At 72.7% G+C, this 16,783-nt stretch carries 12 protein-coding genes; 6 read left to right on the top strand and 6 right to left on the bottom strand.

Annotated features, from left to right (window positions below; all coding sequences use genetic code 11):
• The first annotated feature begins 181 nt into the window (after nucleotides 1–181).
• Complete coding sequence (locus AB0399_RS34100; RefSeq protein WP_366413916.1) at nucleotides 182–1,378, top strand: LacI family DNA-binding transcriptional regulator; 1,197 nt, start codon at nucleotides 182–184, stop codon at nucleotides 1,376–1,378.
• A gap of 92 nt (nucleotides 1,379–1,470) precedes the next feature.
• Here the strand turns inward: AB0399_RS34100 and AB0399_RS34105 are convergent, their stop codons facing one another.
• Entirely contained in the window at nucleotides 1,471–3,030 is a 1,560-nt protein-coding gene (locus AB0399_RS34105) for an alpha-amylase family glycosyl hydrolase (RefSeq protein ID WP_366413925.1), read from the bottom strand.
• A gap of 479 nt (nucleotides 3,031–3,509) precedes the next feature.
• Between AB0399_RS34105 and AB0399_RS34110 the strand changes: the two genes are divergently transcribed.
• Nucleotides 3,510–5,627, top strand: a complete 2,118-nt coding sequence (locus AB0399_RS34110) for a hypothetical protein (RefSeq protein WP_366413917.1) — start codon at nucleotides 3,510–3,512, stop codon at nucleotides 5,625–5,627.
• Between the two features lie 52 nt (nucleotides 5,628–5,679).
• On the opposite strand, the gene AB0399_RS34115 is transcribed toward AB0399_RS34110, so the two are convergent.
• Both AB0399_RS34115 and AB0399_RS34120 read right to left on the bottom strand, forming a co-directional pair.
• The gene (locus AB0399_RS34115) at nucleotides 5,680–6,192 is read right to left on the bottom strand and encodes a DinB family protein (protein ID WP_366413918.1); all 513 of its coding nucleotides are present in this window, start codon (nucleotides 6,190–6,192) and stop codon (nucleotides 5,680–5,682) included.
• 252 nt (nucleotides 6,193–6,444) lie between these two features.
• Nucleotides 6,445–8,862, bottom strand: a complete 2,418-nt coding sequence (locus tag AB0399_RS34120; protein ID WP_366413919.1) for an SdrD B-like domain-containing protein — start codon at nucleotides 8,860–8,862, stop codon at nucleotides 6,445–6,447.
• Between the two features lie 282 nt (nucleotides 8,863–9,144).
• Between AB0399_RS34120 and AB0399_RS34125 the strand changes: the two genes are divergently transcribed.
• Nucleotides 9,145–9,849, top strand: a complete 705-nt coding sequence (locus AB0399_RS34125; RefSeq protein WP_366413926.1) for a hypothetical protein — start codon at nucleotides 9,145–9,147, stop codon at nucleotides 9,847–9,849.
• Nucleotides 9,850–9,911: 62 nt separating this feature from the next.
• Here AB0399_RS34125 and AB0399_RS34130 read toward each other — a convergent pair whose 3' ends face one another.
• Nucleotides 9,912–11,267, bottom strand: a complete 1,356-nt coding sequence (locus AB0399_RS34130; protein WP_366413920.1) for a right-handed parallel beta-helix repeat-containing protein — start codon at nucleotides 11,265–11,267, stop codon at nucleotides 9,912–9,914.
• A gap of 88 nt (nucleotides 11,268–11,355) precedes the next feature.
• On the opposite strand from AB0399_RS34130, the gene AB0399_RS34135 reads away from it, so the two are divergent.
• Nucleotides 11,356–12,603, top strand: coding sequence for a Dyp-type peroxidase (locus tag AB0399_RS34135; RefSeq protein ID WP_366413921.1), 1,248 nt, complete (start codon nucleotides 11,356–11,358; stop codon nucleotides 12,601–12,603).
• Between the two features lie 86 nt (nucleotides 12,604–12,689).
• On the opposite strand, the gene AB0399_RS34140 is transcribed toward AB0399_RS34135, so the two are convergent.
• A complete protein-coding gene (locus AB0399_RS34140; RefSeq protein WP_329374186.1) occupies nucleotides 12,690–13,088 on the bottom strand; it encodes a helix-turn-helix domain-containing protein in 399 nt (132 codons plus the stop codon).
• A 127-nt stretch (nucleotides 13,089–13,215) separates the two neighbouring features.
• On the opposite strand from AB0399_RS34140, the gene AB0399_RS34145 reads away from it, so the two are divergent.
• A complete protein-coding gene (locus AB0399_RS34145; protein WP_366413922.1) occupies nucleotides 13,216–14,070 on the top strand; it encodes an NmrA family NAD(P)-binding protein in 855 nt (284 codons plus the stop codon).
• 328 nt (nucleotides 14,071–14,398) lie between these two features.
• On the opposite strand, the gene AB0399_RS34150 is transcribed toward AB0399_RS34145, so the two are convergent.
• Nucleotides 14,399–15,448 carry a polysaccharide deacetylase family protein gene (locus AB0399_RS34150; RefSeq protein ID WP_366413923.1) on the bottom strand — a complete coding sequence of 350 codons (1,050 nt, stop codon included), beginning with the start codon at nucleotides 15,446–15,448 and terminating at the stop codon, nucleotides 14,399–14,401.
• Nucleotides 15,449–16,087: 639 nt separating this feature from the next.
• Between AB0399_RS34150 and AB0399_RS34155 the strand changes: the two genes are divergently transcribed.
• A partial coding sequence (locus AB0399_RS34155) for an NUDIX hydrolase (RefSeq protein WP_366413924.1) occupies nucleotides 16,088–16,783 on the top strand: 696 nt, incomplete at its 3' end.

Here is a 16,783-nt window from a genome sequence, read left to right on the forward strand (position 1 = left end):
CATACATTTCGTTTCCGCAAGGTTCCGGGACTGTGAACTGCAGACCACCTCCGGGCCCGCGCCGACCGCACCGCGAGGGTGCCGGCGGCCGCCGCGCGGCCGGGGAGGGTACGGTGTGGTTCCTGCGTGTATGCGCATACGGGAACGGGCGTGCACACGCTGACCGGAAGAGGAGCATCAGGTGGCCACTGCGCGGAAGCCGGCGTCGGGCACGACCGGTACGCCGACGGTCTACGATGTCGCCGAGCGCGCGAGTGTGTCGATCGCCACAGTGTCCCGGGTCTACCGTTCGCCCGACGCGGTGCGCGCGCCCACCCGCGAGAAGGTGCTCGCCGCCGCCCGCGACCTCGGCTACGTCCCCAGCGGCAGCGCCCGCGGGCTGGCCAGCCGGAACACCGGCATCCTCGGCCTGTGCTTCCCCGACTACACCGACCCCGAGAGCGACGCCCCGGGCGACGGTGACGAGAACGCCGCCACCCTCTACGCCGACCACATCATCCGCGGCATGGAGCGCGCCGCCCGCAGCCGCGGCTACGCCCTGCTGATCGCGGCCTCGCTGCGGGACGGGCCGACGAGCCTGGTCGCCACGCTGGCCGGACACGTCGACGGCTTCGCGGTCATGTCCCGGACCGTGGACGCGAAGGAACTGGAGACGGTCTCCCGCCGGATGCCGGTGGTCATGCTGGCCGGGCCGCCCGAGTTGGACCACCTCGACAACGTCCAGGTCGACAACCGCGGCGGGCAGAAGGAACTGACGCGCCATCTGATCGAGGAACACGGCCTGACCGAGCTGGCGTTCGTCGGCGGACCCTCGGACTCCCCCGACGCCGAGGCGCGCTTCCTCGGGTACCAGGACGCCTGCCGCGAGGCCGGCCTGCCGGTGCCGCCCGAGCCGGTCCGGCGCGGCGACCTCACGCGCGTCGCCGGGCGGGACGCCGCAAGGGCGCTCGTCGAAGGGGCCGGATCGGGGTCGGGCTCCGGTTCGCGGTCCGGGTCCACGTCCGGTTCGCGGTCCGGTTCGGGCTCCGGTTCGGGCTCCGGTTCGCGCGGGGCGGCGGGGCTGCCCGACGCGCTGATACTGGCCAACGACCAGATGGCGGTAGGGGCGTTGGAGGAGTTCTCCGCGCACGGCATCCGTGTCCCCGAGGACATCGCGGTGACCGGGTTCGACGGCATCCCGCTCAGCGCGATGGCCCACCCGCCGCTGACCACCGTGCGCCAGCCCAGCCGGCGGATCGGCGAGGAGGCGGTCGCGCTGCTCGTGGACCGCATCGGCGCACCGCAGCGCGAGCCGCACGCCCTGATGCTGCCGGTCTCGCTGCTGCTGCGGGCGAGCTGCGGCTGCGGGGAGTCCGTGCCGGCGCAGCGGCGCGGGTAGCGGATACGGGCGGGCGGCGCTGGTAGGGGCGGGCGGCGCGGGGAGCGGCGCCCGGGTCGTGCCGGACGCCGACTCCCCTTTCCCCGCGGCCCTCAGACGTCCAGGACCGTGTCCGGGGCGAGTTCGTAGACACCGTAGGAGAACCCCGCGGCCTGGATGCCGGACGCGGTCACGTCGACGCCGTGGACGGCGAGCGGGCGGGGGGCGGAGCCGGTGGCGGGCCACGGGGCCGTCGCGGGCTCGCGGCGCCCGTTGATCACCACGAGGTGGCGGTCGCCGCGCAGGTAGACGAAGGGGTAGTCGCGGTGCAGCACCTGTACCGTGCCGCCGGTGCCGAGGGCGGGCGTCGCCTTGCGCAGCGCGATCAGCCGCTGGACGTGGTGCAGCAGGGAGCCGTCGTCGGCCCGGGCGGCGGCCACCGTGGGCCGCTGCTCGTCGGGGTCGACGGGCAGGTAGAGCCGGTCCTGGGGCGCGGTGGAGAAGCCGGCGTTCGCGGAGCCGTCCCACTGCATCGGGGTACGGGACCCCTGGCGCGCCTCGCCGTCGAGCTGGCTGCCTTCCTTGTCCGGCAGCCCGGGGACGTACCGCATGCCGATCTCGTCGCCGTAGTAGATGACCGGCAGCGACGGCCAGGTGAGCAGGAAGGCGAAGGCGGGCGCGACCATGTCGCGGGTGCGGGGGCCGCAGGTCAGCCGGGAGAAGTCGTGGTTGGCGGTGGGCAGGGCGACATGGCCGGCGCCGTCGATCGCCTCGTCGGCCTCGCGCCAGGCGGCCAGGAAGGTGCTCATCGTGCCCCGGCCCTCGGGGTCGAAGTAGCAGGGCCGGCCGTCGGCCCACCCGCCCTGGCTGCCGGTGCCGTTGTCCCACAGCGAGCGCAGCGCCTGCCCGGTGAAGTGCAGGAAGAAGTCCGCGTGGAACCCGGCCGGTACGGCGGTCTTGGGGTCGCCCCACTCGGAGAGCAGGATGCACCCGGGGTGGGTCCGGTCGATCCAGTCCCGCATCTCCGCCCAGAGCCGGCCGGTCTCCACGAGCCCGGGGTCGTCCTTGACCAGGGAGGCGGCCATGTCGACGCGGAAGCCGGAGACGCCGCGGTCGAACCAGTACCCCATGATCTCCCGCAGCGCGGCGCGGTTGGCCTGGGGGCCCTCCGCGCTCACCGGCTGCCGCCACGGCTCGGCCGGGTCCATCCGGGCGTAGCCGAAGTTCAGGGCGGGCTGGATGGGATAGAAGTTCGCGAGGTAGTAGCCGCCGCGCGCCGCGTGGTTGGGAATCCAGCCGCGCACCGGGGAGGCGAGGCGGTCGGACCAGATGTAGCGGTGGTCGTCCGGGTTCTCGACGGCCTCCAGGAACCACGGGTGCTGGTGCGAGGTGTGCCCGGGGACGAGGTCGAGCATGATCCGCATCCCGCGCTCGCGGGCGGCCTCGATCAGCGCGTCGGCGTCCTCGTTGGTGCCGTAACGGGGGTCGACGGTGAGGTAGTCGGTGATGTCGTAGCCGCCGTCACCGAAGGGCGAGGCGAAGCAGGGGCTGAGCCAGAGCGTGTCGACGCCGAGCCAGGCCAGGTGGTCCAGCCGTTCCCGCACCCCGCGCAGGTCGCCGATGCCGTCGCCGTCGGAGTCGGCGAAGGTCGCCGGATAGATCTGGTAGAGCACGGCATCGGCGAGCCAGGGCGGTGGGTTCCGATGCGCGCCCTCGGGTGCGTTGTCACTGCGTTGTCCGTTGAACCGCACGGGAGCCCTTTCGTCGAAGGCTGCGATTGTACGACCGTATGTAAGCGCATACAAGCGAGTGCAGGGCGCCTGACCTGCGGCGGTCCGGCGGCGCCCCGACCGTGGAACGGACGGCCCGCTCCGTGCCGGACGGCCCGCGCTGCTCCGTGCCGGAGGGAGCGGCTGCGTACGGTACGGCTCGCCCGGATGTTCACCAGGAGTTCGACCGTACGCCCCGGTCGCGAACCGGCGGGCCGCCATAGGGTCCACGAGCCGACAGGAGATCGTCAGGAGTGGCGGCGCGCGGACACGGGCGCACGCCGGGGGACGCGCCGACGACCACGGGGGCCGGGGGGTCGGGCCTGACGGCGCACACACCGTATGTCGATGCCTCACCGCATCGTGTCTTTGGGGGGCTCCACTTGAGAGTTCGTACCCGCCGCGGCCTCGCGGCGATCACCTCGGCCGCCTCGCTGGCGGCCGGCATTCTCGGTGCGACCGCACCGCGGGCCGGGGCGATGCCGATCGCCGCGGGGACCGGCCTGATCTCGGTCGTCGACGGCTCCGGCGTGACGACCGCCGGCGCCGACGGCAGCGGCGCCGCCACCGTGCCGCACCTGCCCAACACCGGCCGCCTGTCCGCCAACTGGGCGCCCGACGGCAGCCGTCTGGTGGCCGGCGGGCAGGACCCGACCCGGCTCACCAGCACTCGCCTGGCCGGCGACGCCTCGCACGTCACCACCGAGTGGCCGCAGGGCGCGTCCGGCACGCAGTACACCGACGCGACCTTCTGGCTCGACGGCAGCGACATCGTCACCAGCACCGGCGAGGAGCTGTACTACGGACCCTCCGACGCGTCGATCGGCCAGCAGCCGCTGCTCACCGGCACCAACCAGCCGCCGGCCGGCAGCTGCGACGTCCACCCGAGCGCGAGCATCCTCGGTCCGCTCGCCTTCGCCCGCTCCACCTGCGGCACGGACGGGTCGGACATCTGGACCCTGGACCCGGCCACGAACACCGTGCGGCGGATCGTGCCCGACGGCGCCGACCCCGCGTTCTCCGCGGACGGGGGCCGGTTGGCCTTCACCCGGGTCGTCGACGGACTCAGCCAGATCTTCACGGCGGCCGCCGACGGCACCGGCGTCCAGCAGGTCACCACCGACGCCGTGAACCACACCGACCCGTCCTGGGACCCGGCCGGCGGGCGGATCGCCTACGCCGCCACCGACCCGTCGGCCCGCGGCACCGGCGCCACCGGCTCCACCGGCTCCACGTCGACCAAGATCCTCGACCTGAGCGACGGCAGCAGCACCGTCGTCAGCACCGGCAGCACCAAGCCGGCCTGGCAACCGGTCCGCAACAACACCCTGGACCGGGTGTACGGCACCGGCGGCATCACCATCGACCAGGCCGCGTCCCGCTTCACCTTCGACACCACCGGCGCGGCCCACGTACCCGGCCTGATCACCGCGCACTCGGCGGTCCTGGTCAACAAGGCCAACGCCACCTACGCGACCCCCGCGATCTCGCTGGCCGCGGAGAAGCAGGGCCCGATCGTGCTGACGGCCGGCGGCTCGCTGGACGCCACGGCCAGCGCCGAACTCAAGCGCACGCTCCCCAAGGGCAGCACGGTCTACCTGGAGGGCAACACATCGCAGTTGAGCTCCACGGTGTCCTCCCAGATCACCGCGCTCGGCTACACCGCACTGCGGATGGACGGCGCCGACCTGGCGTCGGTCTCCGCCCGGACCGCCACGCAGATCACCAAGAAGCCCGACTGGGTGTTCGTCGCCGACGGCATGGACTACCACGACCCGGTCTCGGCCTCCACCGCGGCCGGCGCGCTCGGCTTCCACGGACTCGGCGTGGTGCTGCTGGTGAAGGGCACGACCATTCCCGCCGCGGTCAAGACGTACCTCAACTCGCTGGACCCGGACACCACCGGGCTGGTGTCGGTGGGCGCCAACGCCAGGACGGCGCTGGAGAACACGCCGCTGGCCGACCAGTGGCAGTTCTACGACGTCAGCGGCACTTCGTACGAGCAGACCGCGGTCAACCTGGCGAACTTCTGGTGGACCGCGCCCAACATCGCCACCGTGGACGGGGGTTCGACCTGGTCCAACGCGGTGACCGGCAACGCGGTGACGGCGATCTACGGCCCGACCCTGTGGTCGGGCGCGGACGCGCTGTCCTCGCTGACCTCCGGCTACCTCACCAAGGAGTCCGCGAGCGTCCAGGAGGTGGCGACCTTCGGCGGCAACGACGCGTACGCGCCCGCCGCCCGCGCCGGCATCGGCGACGCGATCGGCATCAGCAGCGCGCAACTGACCACCGTGTGGTGGGCCGGCGGCGCCGCCCCGGCCGCGCCTGCCGGCGGCACGTCGTCGAAGGCCGTCACGAAGGCGCTGCCGACCGTCCACGGCCCCGGGTCCGAGGCGTCGGCCGCCGACCGTCCGTCGCTGACCGTGCAGACCCGCGGCGCCCACCTGCCCGCGCCGAACGGCCGTACGCTGCCCGCGAAGGACGACCGCACCCGCTGAACCGCCTCACGACTCCCGGTGGGCCCGGCCGCGACACCCGGGCCCACCGGGGCTAACCGTTCCCGTACGGGTTGCCGCCGAGCCGGGTGCGGCCGTCGACCAGCTCGCGTACCGCGTCCAAGTGGCCGCTGTGGCAGGCGACTTCGGTGATCACGTGGATCACGATGTGCCGGACGTCAGGCAGCCGCCAGGTCGGCCAGATCTCCACCGGCCAGGCGGCGGGCTCCTGTTCGGGCACGGCGGTGGCCAGCACGGCGTCCGCGCGCGCGATCGCCGCCCGGTAGTCGGCGAGGGCCTCCTCGGCGCTCATGCCCTCGGGGACGTACCAGTGCGTCTCGGCGCCCGTCGTGAGCTGTGCGGCCACGTCCGGCTCTCCGGCGATCACCCCCGGGAACCAGAAGCGCTCGACATCCACGGTGAGGTGGCGCAGCAGTTCCAGGCAGCTCCAGCCGCTCGGCAGCACCGGCCGCCGCAGGTCCTCCGCCGAGAGCCCTTCGAGGTTCCCGACGATGTGCTCGCGCTGCTGGTCGAGGGCGCCCTTGAGCGCCGTGAGTTCGGCGTTCACCGGGCGGCCCACAGGAGGCCCGGGCGCCGTGCGGGCAGCACCCGGGGCAGCACCCCCACCGGCTCGCCTGTCGTGCTCGTCATCCGCGCGCCTCCGTCGACCGCACAGCGTGCACCTGCCTACGCCCTCGACGCTACCGCGGGGGTACGACAACTCCGGCCCGGGACTCCTGCCCGCTCGCGTACGCGTACCCGGACATGGCGGCGGGGCGGTGCGTGGTGCACCGCCCCGCCTGTGGGGTACGTACGGCTGTCAGTGGTGGCCGGCGTGTCGCCTTCGGCTCACGTAGGCCATCACCGCACCCGAGCAGACCAGCAGGGCGACGACCGCGAGGATCTCCGCGAAGCCGGACAGGCCGGTGGCGGCGAGGGAGCCCGAACTCGGGCTGCTCGAAGCCTGGTTGGTGGGCGCCGAGCTGTGTGTCGGGGCGGATGTGGGGGACGAGGACGTCGGCGGCGGCGAGGTCGGCGGCGTCTTCTTCGGGATGTAGACCCCCGCGTCGATCGTGTGGTCCACGCCTCCCGCCTGCGCGGGAGCCGTGACCGGCGCGGTGCCGTCGCACAACCGGCCGGTGGTCGGCGGGACCACGTTGGAGTCGTGCGCCCGGTCCTTGCCGGCCAGTGGGAGCGTGAAGCGCAGCTTGTCCGCCCCCGGTGTGCCCGGCACGTCGCTGGTGTCCGCGGTGCACACGTCGAACTCCACCGTGTACTTCGCGCCCGGTGTCAGCTGGTAGTCGGCACCGACCCCGCCGAAGTAGTACTCGCCGTCGGCGTCGGTCGTGGTCGTGGCGACCTGCTTGTCGTGGGCGTCGAGCAGGTTGATCGTCGCGCCCGGCAGCAGCACCTGCCCGGCGTCCTGGATGCCGTTGTGGTCGCCGTCGTACCAGACCACGTTGCCGATCTGGATCGGCGCGTTCGCCGCGGCGTACGCGATGTCGCCGAGGCCGCCGGCCTTGCCGAAGCCGTTCTGCTCCTGGCCGACGAACTGGTAGGCGTTGGTGGAGGTGCCGTTGCCCGGGCCCTGGCCGGTGGCGAGGTCGTAGTAACCCGTCCCGTCGGTCTCGACGTTGACCGTCGGGTCGAACTCCGTGCTGACGACCGACGGCTCCCGCGGGATGTGGGCCACGGCGCCCAGCGCGGTCTCCTGGTGGCCGCCGGAGAAGAAGTCACCCGGGAAGTACTCGACGACGGAGCCGGGTTCGTTGTCGTCGTTGGCGGGGGTGGCGTTGTTGGGGCAGCCGCCGGTGCCTTCCCACGCGTACCCACCGGTGGGAACGGCGCAGGCCATGTTGATGTCGCCGCCGGACATGCCGAACTCCGGCGTGTTGTTCCCCGGGCGGGGGTCCAGCCCGTTCGCGCCGAGGACGTCCATGAACCGGTCGCGGAAGCCCAGCACCATCGAACCGTCGTTGGCGAAGGCGAGTCCGGACAGCTCCGGCTGCGGGTCGATGTAGGTGGTGCCCGACGCCGCCCGCTGGTCCCACGTCGCGATGCTGGTGTCCCACGGGTTCCAGTGGGTGGCCTGGTCGGTGTTGCCGATACCGGTGAAGACGGTCCCGCGCTCGAAGCCGAGCGGCTGGGTCAGCACGGTGTCGAACCGCTTGCCGTCGTACGTGGAGACGACGGCCTTCAGGTCGGAGCGCGCCTTCGTGCTCTCCGCGTCGCACACGCCGCCGACGTACAGCTTGTTGTCGTGGACGGCGAGGGCGAACGGCCGCCAGTCACTGGACGCCGCGCAGCCCGGGTCCGGGATCGGCACCGTGGCCTTGGGCGCCGAAGCGGTCGACCCCGTCGCGTCGAAGCTCACCAGAGTGCGGGTGAGCAGGTTCACCGCGTAGAGCGTCGAGCCGTCCTCCGACAGGGCCACCCCGCCGATGCTCTCCTTGCCCGGGGCCTCGGTGAACCCGGGGTCCTTGATCATGTCGCCGGTGTCGTGCGCTGTCACGGCGGCGCCGGGCACCGTCGCGAACAGCTTCGCGTCCCCGCCGTCGACCGGGACGGTGTAGATCGCGCCGCCGCCGTCCGGCCCGTACGGGGCGTAGCGGCGGGCGAACGCGCTCTGGAAGAGCCGCCCGCGGTACCGGTCGTACGCCAGCCCGAACGTGGTGCCCACCTCGGCCTGGGTGTCCAGGGCGGTCGGGCACGACGCGTCGGTGGGGCACGAGCCCCGCACGTCCGTGCCGAACGCCACCAGCGCCCGGGTGTCGGTTCCCTTGCCACCGCTCTGGATCGGTACGTAGTACCGCGAGTCCGGCAGCGTGTAGTCGGCCGCGTCCCAGACGCCGGTGATCACCGAGGCGTCCTTGCCGCCCGAGACGTCGACGAAACTGGTGAAGCTGTCGAAGTGGTTCTGCGCGGTCGAGGCGGGCGCGGCCCGCAGGTAGTCGCTGTACGGCGCGGGGACGGTGACGTCGACGCGGTAGCGGCCGCCGGTCAGTTCGGCCGACGGCGGTACCACGACCTTGCCGGTCGCGTCCGTGGTTCCGGTGACGTGGTGGCCGGCGGCATCGGTGACATCGACCTTCATGCCCCGCTGCGGCACGTCCGTGGTGGCGTTGATCACGCCGGTGCCGAAGAAGTCCCTCAACACCTCGACGGTCAGGGTGCCGTCGGAGGTCGACGCGCCGGCTTGTCCGGCGCTCGTCACGACCGTGCCGGTGGCGGCGCCCATCAGGAGAAGACCTGAGAGCCCCACTCGCACCAGCCTGTGTAATGGCATGGCTTTCCCTTGTTCGGACCACGTCGGCGCCGACCGCCGACGTCGACACAGCAAACTCGGTCGCCACGGTACAAGTTGACGGAGCGTCATGCACCGGAAACACAAAGTTTCGGCGGGGCCCGCCCAGGAGACCTGTTAGCATCGCGCCGCGTGAGAATCACCAAGGGTCTCCCGCGGCGCGCGGCGGGCAGCCGCCGCCCCCGGCGCACGCGGTTACGCTGGGCGGCCGCCGCCCTGGTCCTCGCGGCTGCCGCGGCAACCGCGTTCGTACTCGCCGGCGGCAGCGGCGGCGGTTCCACCGGCCGGCACCCCCTGACCTCGGACGAGGCGAACCGTCTGGCGATCACCCGGTTCCGCAACTACCAGGCGGGCGGCCGCGCGGTGACGATCACCGTGCCGAGCACCGCCGGCGGGCTGGTCGTCACCGGGTCCATCGACTACCGCGCCAGGATCGGGTACGGGGTGGTCCGCGGCAGCGGGCGGGACACCTCCAGCGACGGGCTGGTCGAGTGGACCGCCGGCACGGTCCTCGTCCACCCGATGGCGAACGCCCCGGCCGTCGCACCGGCGTCGCCGCCCTCCTCCGGCTGGTACGGCCGTCCGCTGACGAGCGCCGGCAGTTCCCTGGACAGCTCGCTGGCCATCGCGCTCAGCCTCGGCAGCGACCGCCCGGACAACGCCGAACTGCTGCCGCAGAACGGCGCCGTGCGGGTCGGCCAGGGCACCGTGCACGGCCACCAGGTGGTCGTCATGACCGGTCCGAAGTCCGGCTCCGGGCAGGGGACTTCGGGCAGCGTGCGCTACTGGGTCGGCGCGGACGGGACCATGTACCGGGTACGGGCCGGCGTGGCCTCCGAGCCGGCACCGGTGGTCATCGACTTCGACACCCAGAAGTACGTCGCGGTCCGGCCGCTGCCGGGTGTCACGCCGTCGCCGTAACCGGGCTCCGGGCTCCTGGCTCCCCGGCGGCCGACGTCAAGTGCGCTGCTCCGTAGGCCCGTTCACGAGGTCCGCACCCGGGCGCCGGTGGCGAGCAGCGAGGGCGACGGCAGCGGGACGTGCGCGGTGTCCGGCAGCGCGGGAACGGCCGGCACGAGGGTGGCCCCGGTGGTGGTGGCGTTCGGGAACTGCGGTTGCGGGCCGGGCGCGGCCACGTCGGTGAACGGGATGCCGGACGGTGCCTGCGGCCTGGTCCAACTGCCCGACGGCGTAGCCGAGTCGGCCCGCACCGGACAGGACGCGGTCGCCGCGATCCGCGCGGGCGCGGTGGTGTGGAGGACGTTGCCCCGCAGGCAGTTGCCCTTCCCCTGCGTGGCGTTGGGGAACGTCCAGCCGACGTCCACGCCGTTGGCGCTGAACGTGTTCTCCGTGATCTGGTTGCCGTCCGGCGGCAGGTCGGCGGTCGCGGTGATCACGAACCCGGCGTCGGCGTTGCCGGTGATCCGGTTGTGCACGAACCGGTTGCCGCTGCCGCCGTCCACCCCGACGCCGATTCCCCAGCCCCCGTCGGCCTGTTCGGGCGTACGCGGCTGCTGGTTGTCCGCGATCAGGTTGCCGGCGATCACGGCGCCGCGCTGCGGGAGCAGCTTCTCCTGGTGGTCGGAGTCGGTGGTCAGGCCGACGCGGTTGCCGGCGAGGCGGTTGCCCACCACGTACATGTCGCCGCTGGCGTTGGTGCCTTCGTAGCCGACCGCGTTGAGTTCGGCGACGTTGTCCCGTACGACGATCCCGCACGGCTTGCACTGCCCGACGTAGATCCCGGAGTCGGCTCCGCCCGAGGCGTAGGAGTGCTCGATCACCCCGTTCTGCGCGGAGAACGCGTAGATGCCGTAGAGCCCGTTGCGGGTCGCGGTCACGTAGGAGACCAGGAACGACTTCAGGAAGTGGACGGGCTCGTCGCCGGTGTCGTAGCCGCCGCTCTGCCCGGGCAGCCCGGCGACCGCCGCCGCGGAACCGGTGACCAGCACCCCGTTCTGGGTGTTGTTCTCCACGGTGAGGTTCTCCACGGCCACCCCGGGCGCGGCGACGACCACGCCGTTGGGCTGCCGCAACCGCCCGTCGATGACGACCTTCTGCCGGGACTCGCCGCGCAGCGTGACGTGAGCGGTGCCGATCCGTACCGACTCGTGGTAGACGCCCGCGGCGACCAGCACCAGGTCGCCCGGCCGGGCCAGGGACACCGCGGCCGAGATGGTCGGGGCGTCGGCGGGCACGCGGATCGTCACGTGCGTGCCGCTGGGCCGCCGCCCCTTGGCCGCTCCGTCGTCGCCATGGCCGCCACCGCCGCTGCTGCAGCCGGCCAGGAGCGCCAGCGCGACCAGTAACGCAGCCGTCACGCGAAGTGCTGATCGAGGCATGGGCACAGTCTGGCACGGCGGTGAAATCCGCGCGGGAATTGGGGAGTTGAGCGGTGTACGGGGATGCGGGTATGGCACGCTGCACATCATGCGCACGCCCGATCACCACCCGTCACGTCGCAGGTTCCTGGACGCGACCGGTGCCATGGTGGCCTTCGGTCTCGCCGCGGGGTGCACCGCGGACTCCTCCGCGTCCGACTCCTCCACGTCGGACTCCTCCACGTCGGACTCTGCCACGTCGGGCTCTTCCAAGTCGCTCTCCGGCGGGCCGGGTTCGGCCTCCTCGGGCGCGCCCGGCCCCGCCGCGGCGGCCTCGCCCGCGCCGGTCCCGCCGACGGGCGCGCACCAGGCGGGCATCACCCTCCCGCAGCCGGCCCAGAGCAACCTGCTCGCCGTGGTGGCCGACCTGACCGCCTCGGCGGAGGCCGGCCCGCTGCTGGCCGAACTCGGCACGACCGTAAGGGCGCTCGCCGACGGGTCCGACGCCCGGCTGCTCGGCCTGCCGCCCGGCGATCTCACCGTGACGATCGGGGTGGGCCCCCGGCTGGTCCGGATGGCCGGCCGGTCGCTGCCCGGCACCACCGACCTCCCCCGGTTCTCCCGCGAGCGGATCGCCGCCCAGGCACGCGGCGGTGACCTGCTGATACAGGTCTGCGCGAGCGACGCCCTCGTACCACCGGTCGTCGCCACCGCGCTCCTGGACCAGGCCGGCGACCGCCTCCGCGAACGCTGGCGCCAGTCCGCCCACCGCGGCCCGAACATCGCGGTGGACAAGGCCCTCACCGCGCCGCGCAACCTGCTCGGCTTCATCGACGGCATCGTGGGCCCGCACACGACCGCCGCGCAGGACCGCCACCTGTGGCTGGCCGGACCGGCCCCGGTCGCGGGCGGCACCATCGCCGTGGTGCGGCGGATGGAACTCGACCTGCCGCGGTTCGCCGCGCTGTCCGTCGCCGAGCAGGAAGCGGTCTTCGGCCGGCGCCGGGCCACCGGCGACCCGCTGTCCGGCGGCACCATCACCTCGGACCCGTCCCTCGGCGCCAAGACCCCCGACGGGCGCTACCTCATCCCGGCCGACGCCCACGTACGCCGCGCCAACGCCAACGCCGTGGGCGCCGGCCTCATGCTCCGCCGCTCCTACAGCACCGACTCACCCGCGGCCGGGCTGCTCTTCATCAGCTTCCAGAACGACATCCGGACCTTCACCAGCACCCTGACCCACATGGACGACTCCGACGCGCTGCTGGGCTTCACCACCACGACCGCGAGCGCGACCTTCCTGATCCTCCCCGGCTTCGACTCCCGCCGCCCGCTGGGTTCCCCGCTCTTCCCCTGACCCGGTCACCGCCGTGCTCGCGGCGCTCGGCCGCGCCTCGCCCGGGTGGCTCCGGCTGGGTCCGGCTGGGTCCGGCTGGCTCCGGGCTAGTGCTTCGCGCGGCCGTCGTACTCCTCACGGGCGGCGAGGACGTCCTCGATGTACCGCACCGACCACTCGGTGAGTGCCTTCAGGGGAGCCCGCAGCGTCTCGCCGAGCGGCGTCAACGCGTATTCCACCCGCGGCGGCACCTCCGGATACACGGTCCGCAGGACCAGTCCGTCGCGCTCCAGCGTGCGCAGCGTCTGGGTGAGCATCTTCTCGCTCACTCCCGCGAGCCGCTGCCGCAGCTCGGTGAACCGGCACGCACCGTGCCTGCCGAGTTCGCCCAGCACGAGCACCGCCCACTTGCTGCCGATCTGGTCGAGCACGTCACGCGAAGGGCAGCCGCGCGTGTACGGGTCCCAGGACCGTATGGGCTCGCTCACATCCTCGGCGGTCGTCACACCGCTCACCTCGATCCTTTCCTCCGGGTGGCCACCTTACCCGAAAGTGGCTCCTTACCAAAGGAGAGTGACCAGGTCACGCTGGGTTTCGTGCCGCGGGAGGCCCGCGGCAGGAAAGGACTTCACCATGTCGATCGTCGTCACCGGAGCCGCCGGACAGCTGGGCCGGCTCACCGTCGAAGCACTGCTGGCGCGCGGGGTGCCGGCGTCGGACATCATCGCGACCAGCCGGGACGTCGCCAGGATCAGGGACCTCGCCGACCGCGGCGTCGTGGCGCGCCGGGCCGACTTCGCCGAGCCGGACAGCCTCACCGCGGCCTTCGCGGGCGCGGACAAGCTGCTGCTGATCTCGACCACGACCGTGGACGAGCGGGTCGCCAACCACCGCCGCGCCATCGACGCCGCGGTGGCGGCGGGCGTGACCCTGGTCGCGTACACCAGCATGCTGCGCGCCGACACCTCCACCACCGTGCTGTCCGCCACCCACCAGGCCACCGAGGAGTACCTGCGCGAGCGCGCCCCGAGCGTGATGCTGCGCAACGGCTGGTACCTGGAGAACTACACCGCTCAACTCCCCCTGGTACTAAGCGAGTCAGCTGTCGTCGGTGCGGCCGGCCAGGGCCGGATCAGTGCCGCGACCCGCGCCGACTACGCTGCCGCCGCCGCGGTCGTGCTGACCGCCGAGGGCCAAGCCGGCGAGGTGTACGAGCTGGGCGGCGACGAGGCGTTCACCCTGGCGGAGCTCGCCGAGGCGATCGCGGCGGCGACCGGGCGGCCGATCACGTACACCGACCTCCCGGCCGACGCCTTCGCCCAGGCACTGACCGCCGCCGGCGTGCCCGGCGAGCTGGCGGACGTCCTCGTGGACGCCGATCTCGCCATGAGCCGCGGCGAGTTGTTCACCGACTCCGGCGACCTGCGGCGCCTGCTCGGGCGCCCGACCGTGCCGCTGACCGAGGCGATCGCGGACGCGCTGCGCTGACGGGGTGCGTTGCCGCGGTGCGTTGACGCGGCGAGGACGAGTCGACCGGCGAACTCGCCCGCCGCAACCTGGTCCGCGCCGCGCCGCCGCCGAGGCCGCTGCTGCCGGATTCGCCGCCGTTGCCGCCTCCGGATTCGCCGCCGCGTAATCCGCAGCCTCCGTCCCGGCGGCGGGTTCGCGTACGGCCGTGCCGCGGCCCCGTACCGGCGACCTCGCCGCGGCGGCGTTCGCCGCCCGGGCCGCGAACGCCGCTGCTGCCTGCCGAACCTCCGGACGTCGATCCTGCCGTCGTCCTGGGCGCCCTTCTCCACGCGTGACGGTGGAGGGCTCAGGACGCTTGGCAGGAAACGGTGGGCCAGGTCCAGGTGCCGTTGGTCTGGATCGTCACGCCCCAGTTGTTGCCGCTGCCGTTGGGAGTGGCGGTGAGCACCTGGCTGCTGGGCCAGGTCGCGTTGACGTTCCAGGTCGCGATGATCTTCTCGGGGGAGGGGACGTTCATGGTGACGGTCCAGCTGCTGGACCCGCTGACCGCCACATTGAGGTTGTACCGGTCGGACCACTGCTCGCCGGCGGAAAGCGTCGCGGTGCAACTGCCCCCGCCCGTACCGCCGGTCGTACCGCCGGTCGTACCGCCTGTCGTACCGCCTGTGCCGCCGCTCCCGCTGTCGGGGGCGACGGCGCGGCCGGTCTGCGGGGAGATCATGCCGGCGCACAGGCCCTTGCCCGCCAGCATCTGCGCGATCCGCGGGATGGCGGCCAGCGTGTTGGCCGGCCACTCGTGCATCAGGATGACCTGGCCGTTGGTGAGTTGGGAGTTGGCCTGCACGATGGCGTCGGTGCTCGCGCCGTTCCAGTCCTGCGAGTCGACGTCCCAGATGATCTCGGTCAGGCCGTACTTGGCCTCGACCGACTTCAGGGTGGCGTTGGTCTCGCCGTAGGGCGGCCGGAACAGTTTCGGGGTGCCGCCGCCCCCGGCGGCGATCGCCTGCTGGGTGCGGGAGAGTTCCGAGTCGATCTGCGACTGGCTCTCCTGGATCAGGTGCGGGTGGGTGTAGCTGTGGTTGCCCACCCACATTCCGGCGTTGATCTCGGCCTGGACCTGGGCCGGATACGCGGCGGCGTACTGGCCCTCGTTGAACATCGTGGCCCGCAGCCCGTTCTGCTTGAGGGCGTTGAGGATGGCGGGGGTGTGGTCGTTGGACGGCCCGTCGTCGAAGGTCAGCCCGACGTAGCCGTTGCAGGTGGCGGCGTTCGACGGGGCCGCGCCGACGCCGAGGGCGAAGGCGCTCGCCACGGAAAGCGTGAGGGCCGCCAGTACGGTGACCAGGGCGCGCGTCGTCGGGTGCGGTCCGGTGTTCAGGTGGGGTCTGGTGCTCATGGGACGCGTCGATCGGGCCGGGGCAAGGTTCATGGGGGCGCTTCCTCCTGATCAGGGGTGGGGGGAAGGCAGCGCGAGGGGACGCTGCGCGGGTCACCGGTGGTGGACGAGCGGTGTGACGGCCGCGCGGTGGTGTGCCGCGCGGCGACCCGACCGCGACGACCGCCGTGCGCTCGGCGACCGGAGAGCCGGGGTGGGGAGGTGACCCGAGCCGGCGGGTGGGGTCCGCCGACGGCGCCAGTGTTGGCCAACCCTCAAGCGCTGTCAACACTTTCGGCACTGACGACGAATGATTCGGGAGAGCTGGAGTATCTTCTCCCCTCCAACTCCGCAGTCCAGAAGGTTGATGCGCCAGATTTCTCCAACTCCTTTCCGTGAAAAGCGAGATGTTCGGCCGATCGGCGATGACTTGCTTCGAAAGTTTCGAACTCTTCCCGGGCGCCGGGTAGGAGGGCCACGGCCACCGCTTCCCACCCGCAACGCGACGCGCGCGGCACCACCCGGCACTCCTCCCGCGGCCGAAACCCCGTGCCCTGTGGCCCAGTTAGGCAGATCATGGGACACGGCACGCAGGACGATCGGGACGGCCACCGCGCACGCGAACGGGGCCGCCAGCATCTTGAAGGTGCCGAGCAGGCGGTGCTGTCCGAGCGAATTCCCGCTCCCGGAACGGGAGATCGGGACCTGGCGGTGGGCGGCGAACCGGACGGCCCGTCCTCCCCGCAGGCGCTGACCGCGGCGTACGCGGTCGTCACCGACTCAAGTGGACGGATTCTGCTCGGCCGTTCGCCGCGCGGCATCTGGGCGCCGGCCGGGGGGAAGAACCGTGGATCGGAGTCGTTCGAGGAAGCGGCCGTCCGCGAACTGGCCGAGGGGACCGGCCTGCGGGCCGACCCCGCGCACGCCCACCTGCTGGCGATGGTGGCCGACGACATCCACGGAGTGCCCCGGCTGACCGCGGTGGTCCGCGTTACCACCTGGTCCGGAACGCTCGCGCGCCTCGAACCCTACGACTCCACGCGAGGGGAATGGGAGTGGCACGAGCCGCACACCCTGTCCGGCATCGGGCCGATCTCCGCGCCGGCCGTCCACGCGCTCGACACGGTCTGGCCCGGCATCCTGCCCGGCGTCCTGCCCAGCCTGGACCCGGCCCACCCGCCCCACCGCTACCCGCACGCCGTCGCGGCCGTCCCCGTACCGGGAGAACCCTCGGCCGCCGTCCGGCTGCGCGACGCGCTCGTCGACTCGATCGTCGCCGACGGGTGCGTGCGTACGCCGCTGGTGGAGGCCGCGTTCCGTACGGTCCCCCGCCACCGCTACGCGCCCGAAGTCCCC

This window comes from Streptomyces sp. NPDC088194 (assembly GCF_040702025.1).
Classification (GTDB): domain Bacteria; phylum Actinomycetota; class Actinomycetes; order Streptomycetales; family Streptomycetaceae; genus Actinacidiphila.

Bases quoted from the DNA above. Each gene is read 5' to 3' on its own strand.
- AB0399_RS34150 (WP_366413923.1), bottom strand. From the start codon at position 15,448: ATGAGCACCAGACCCCACCTGAACACCGGACCGCACCCGACGACGCGC.
- AB0399_RS34120 (WP_366413919.1), bottom strand. From the start codon at position 8,862: ATGGGCGCCGCCACCGGCACGGTCGTGACGAGCGCCGGACAAGCCGGC.
- AB0399_RS34135 (WP_366413921.1), top strand. From the start codon at position 11,356: ATGCGCACGCCCGATCACCACCCGTCACGTCGCAGGTTCCTGGACGCG.
- AB0399_RS34130 (WP_366413920.1), bottom strand. From the start codon at position 11,267: ATGCCTCGATCAGCACTTCGCGTGACGGCTGCGTTACTGGTCGCGCTG.
- AB0399_RS34145 (WP_366413922.1), top strand. From the start codon at position 13,216: ATGTCGATCGTCGTCACCGGAGCCGCCGGACAGCTGGGCCGGCTCACC.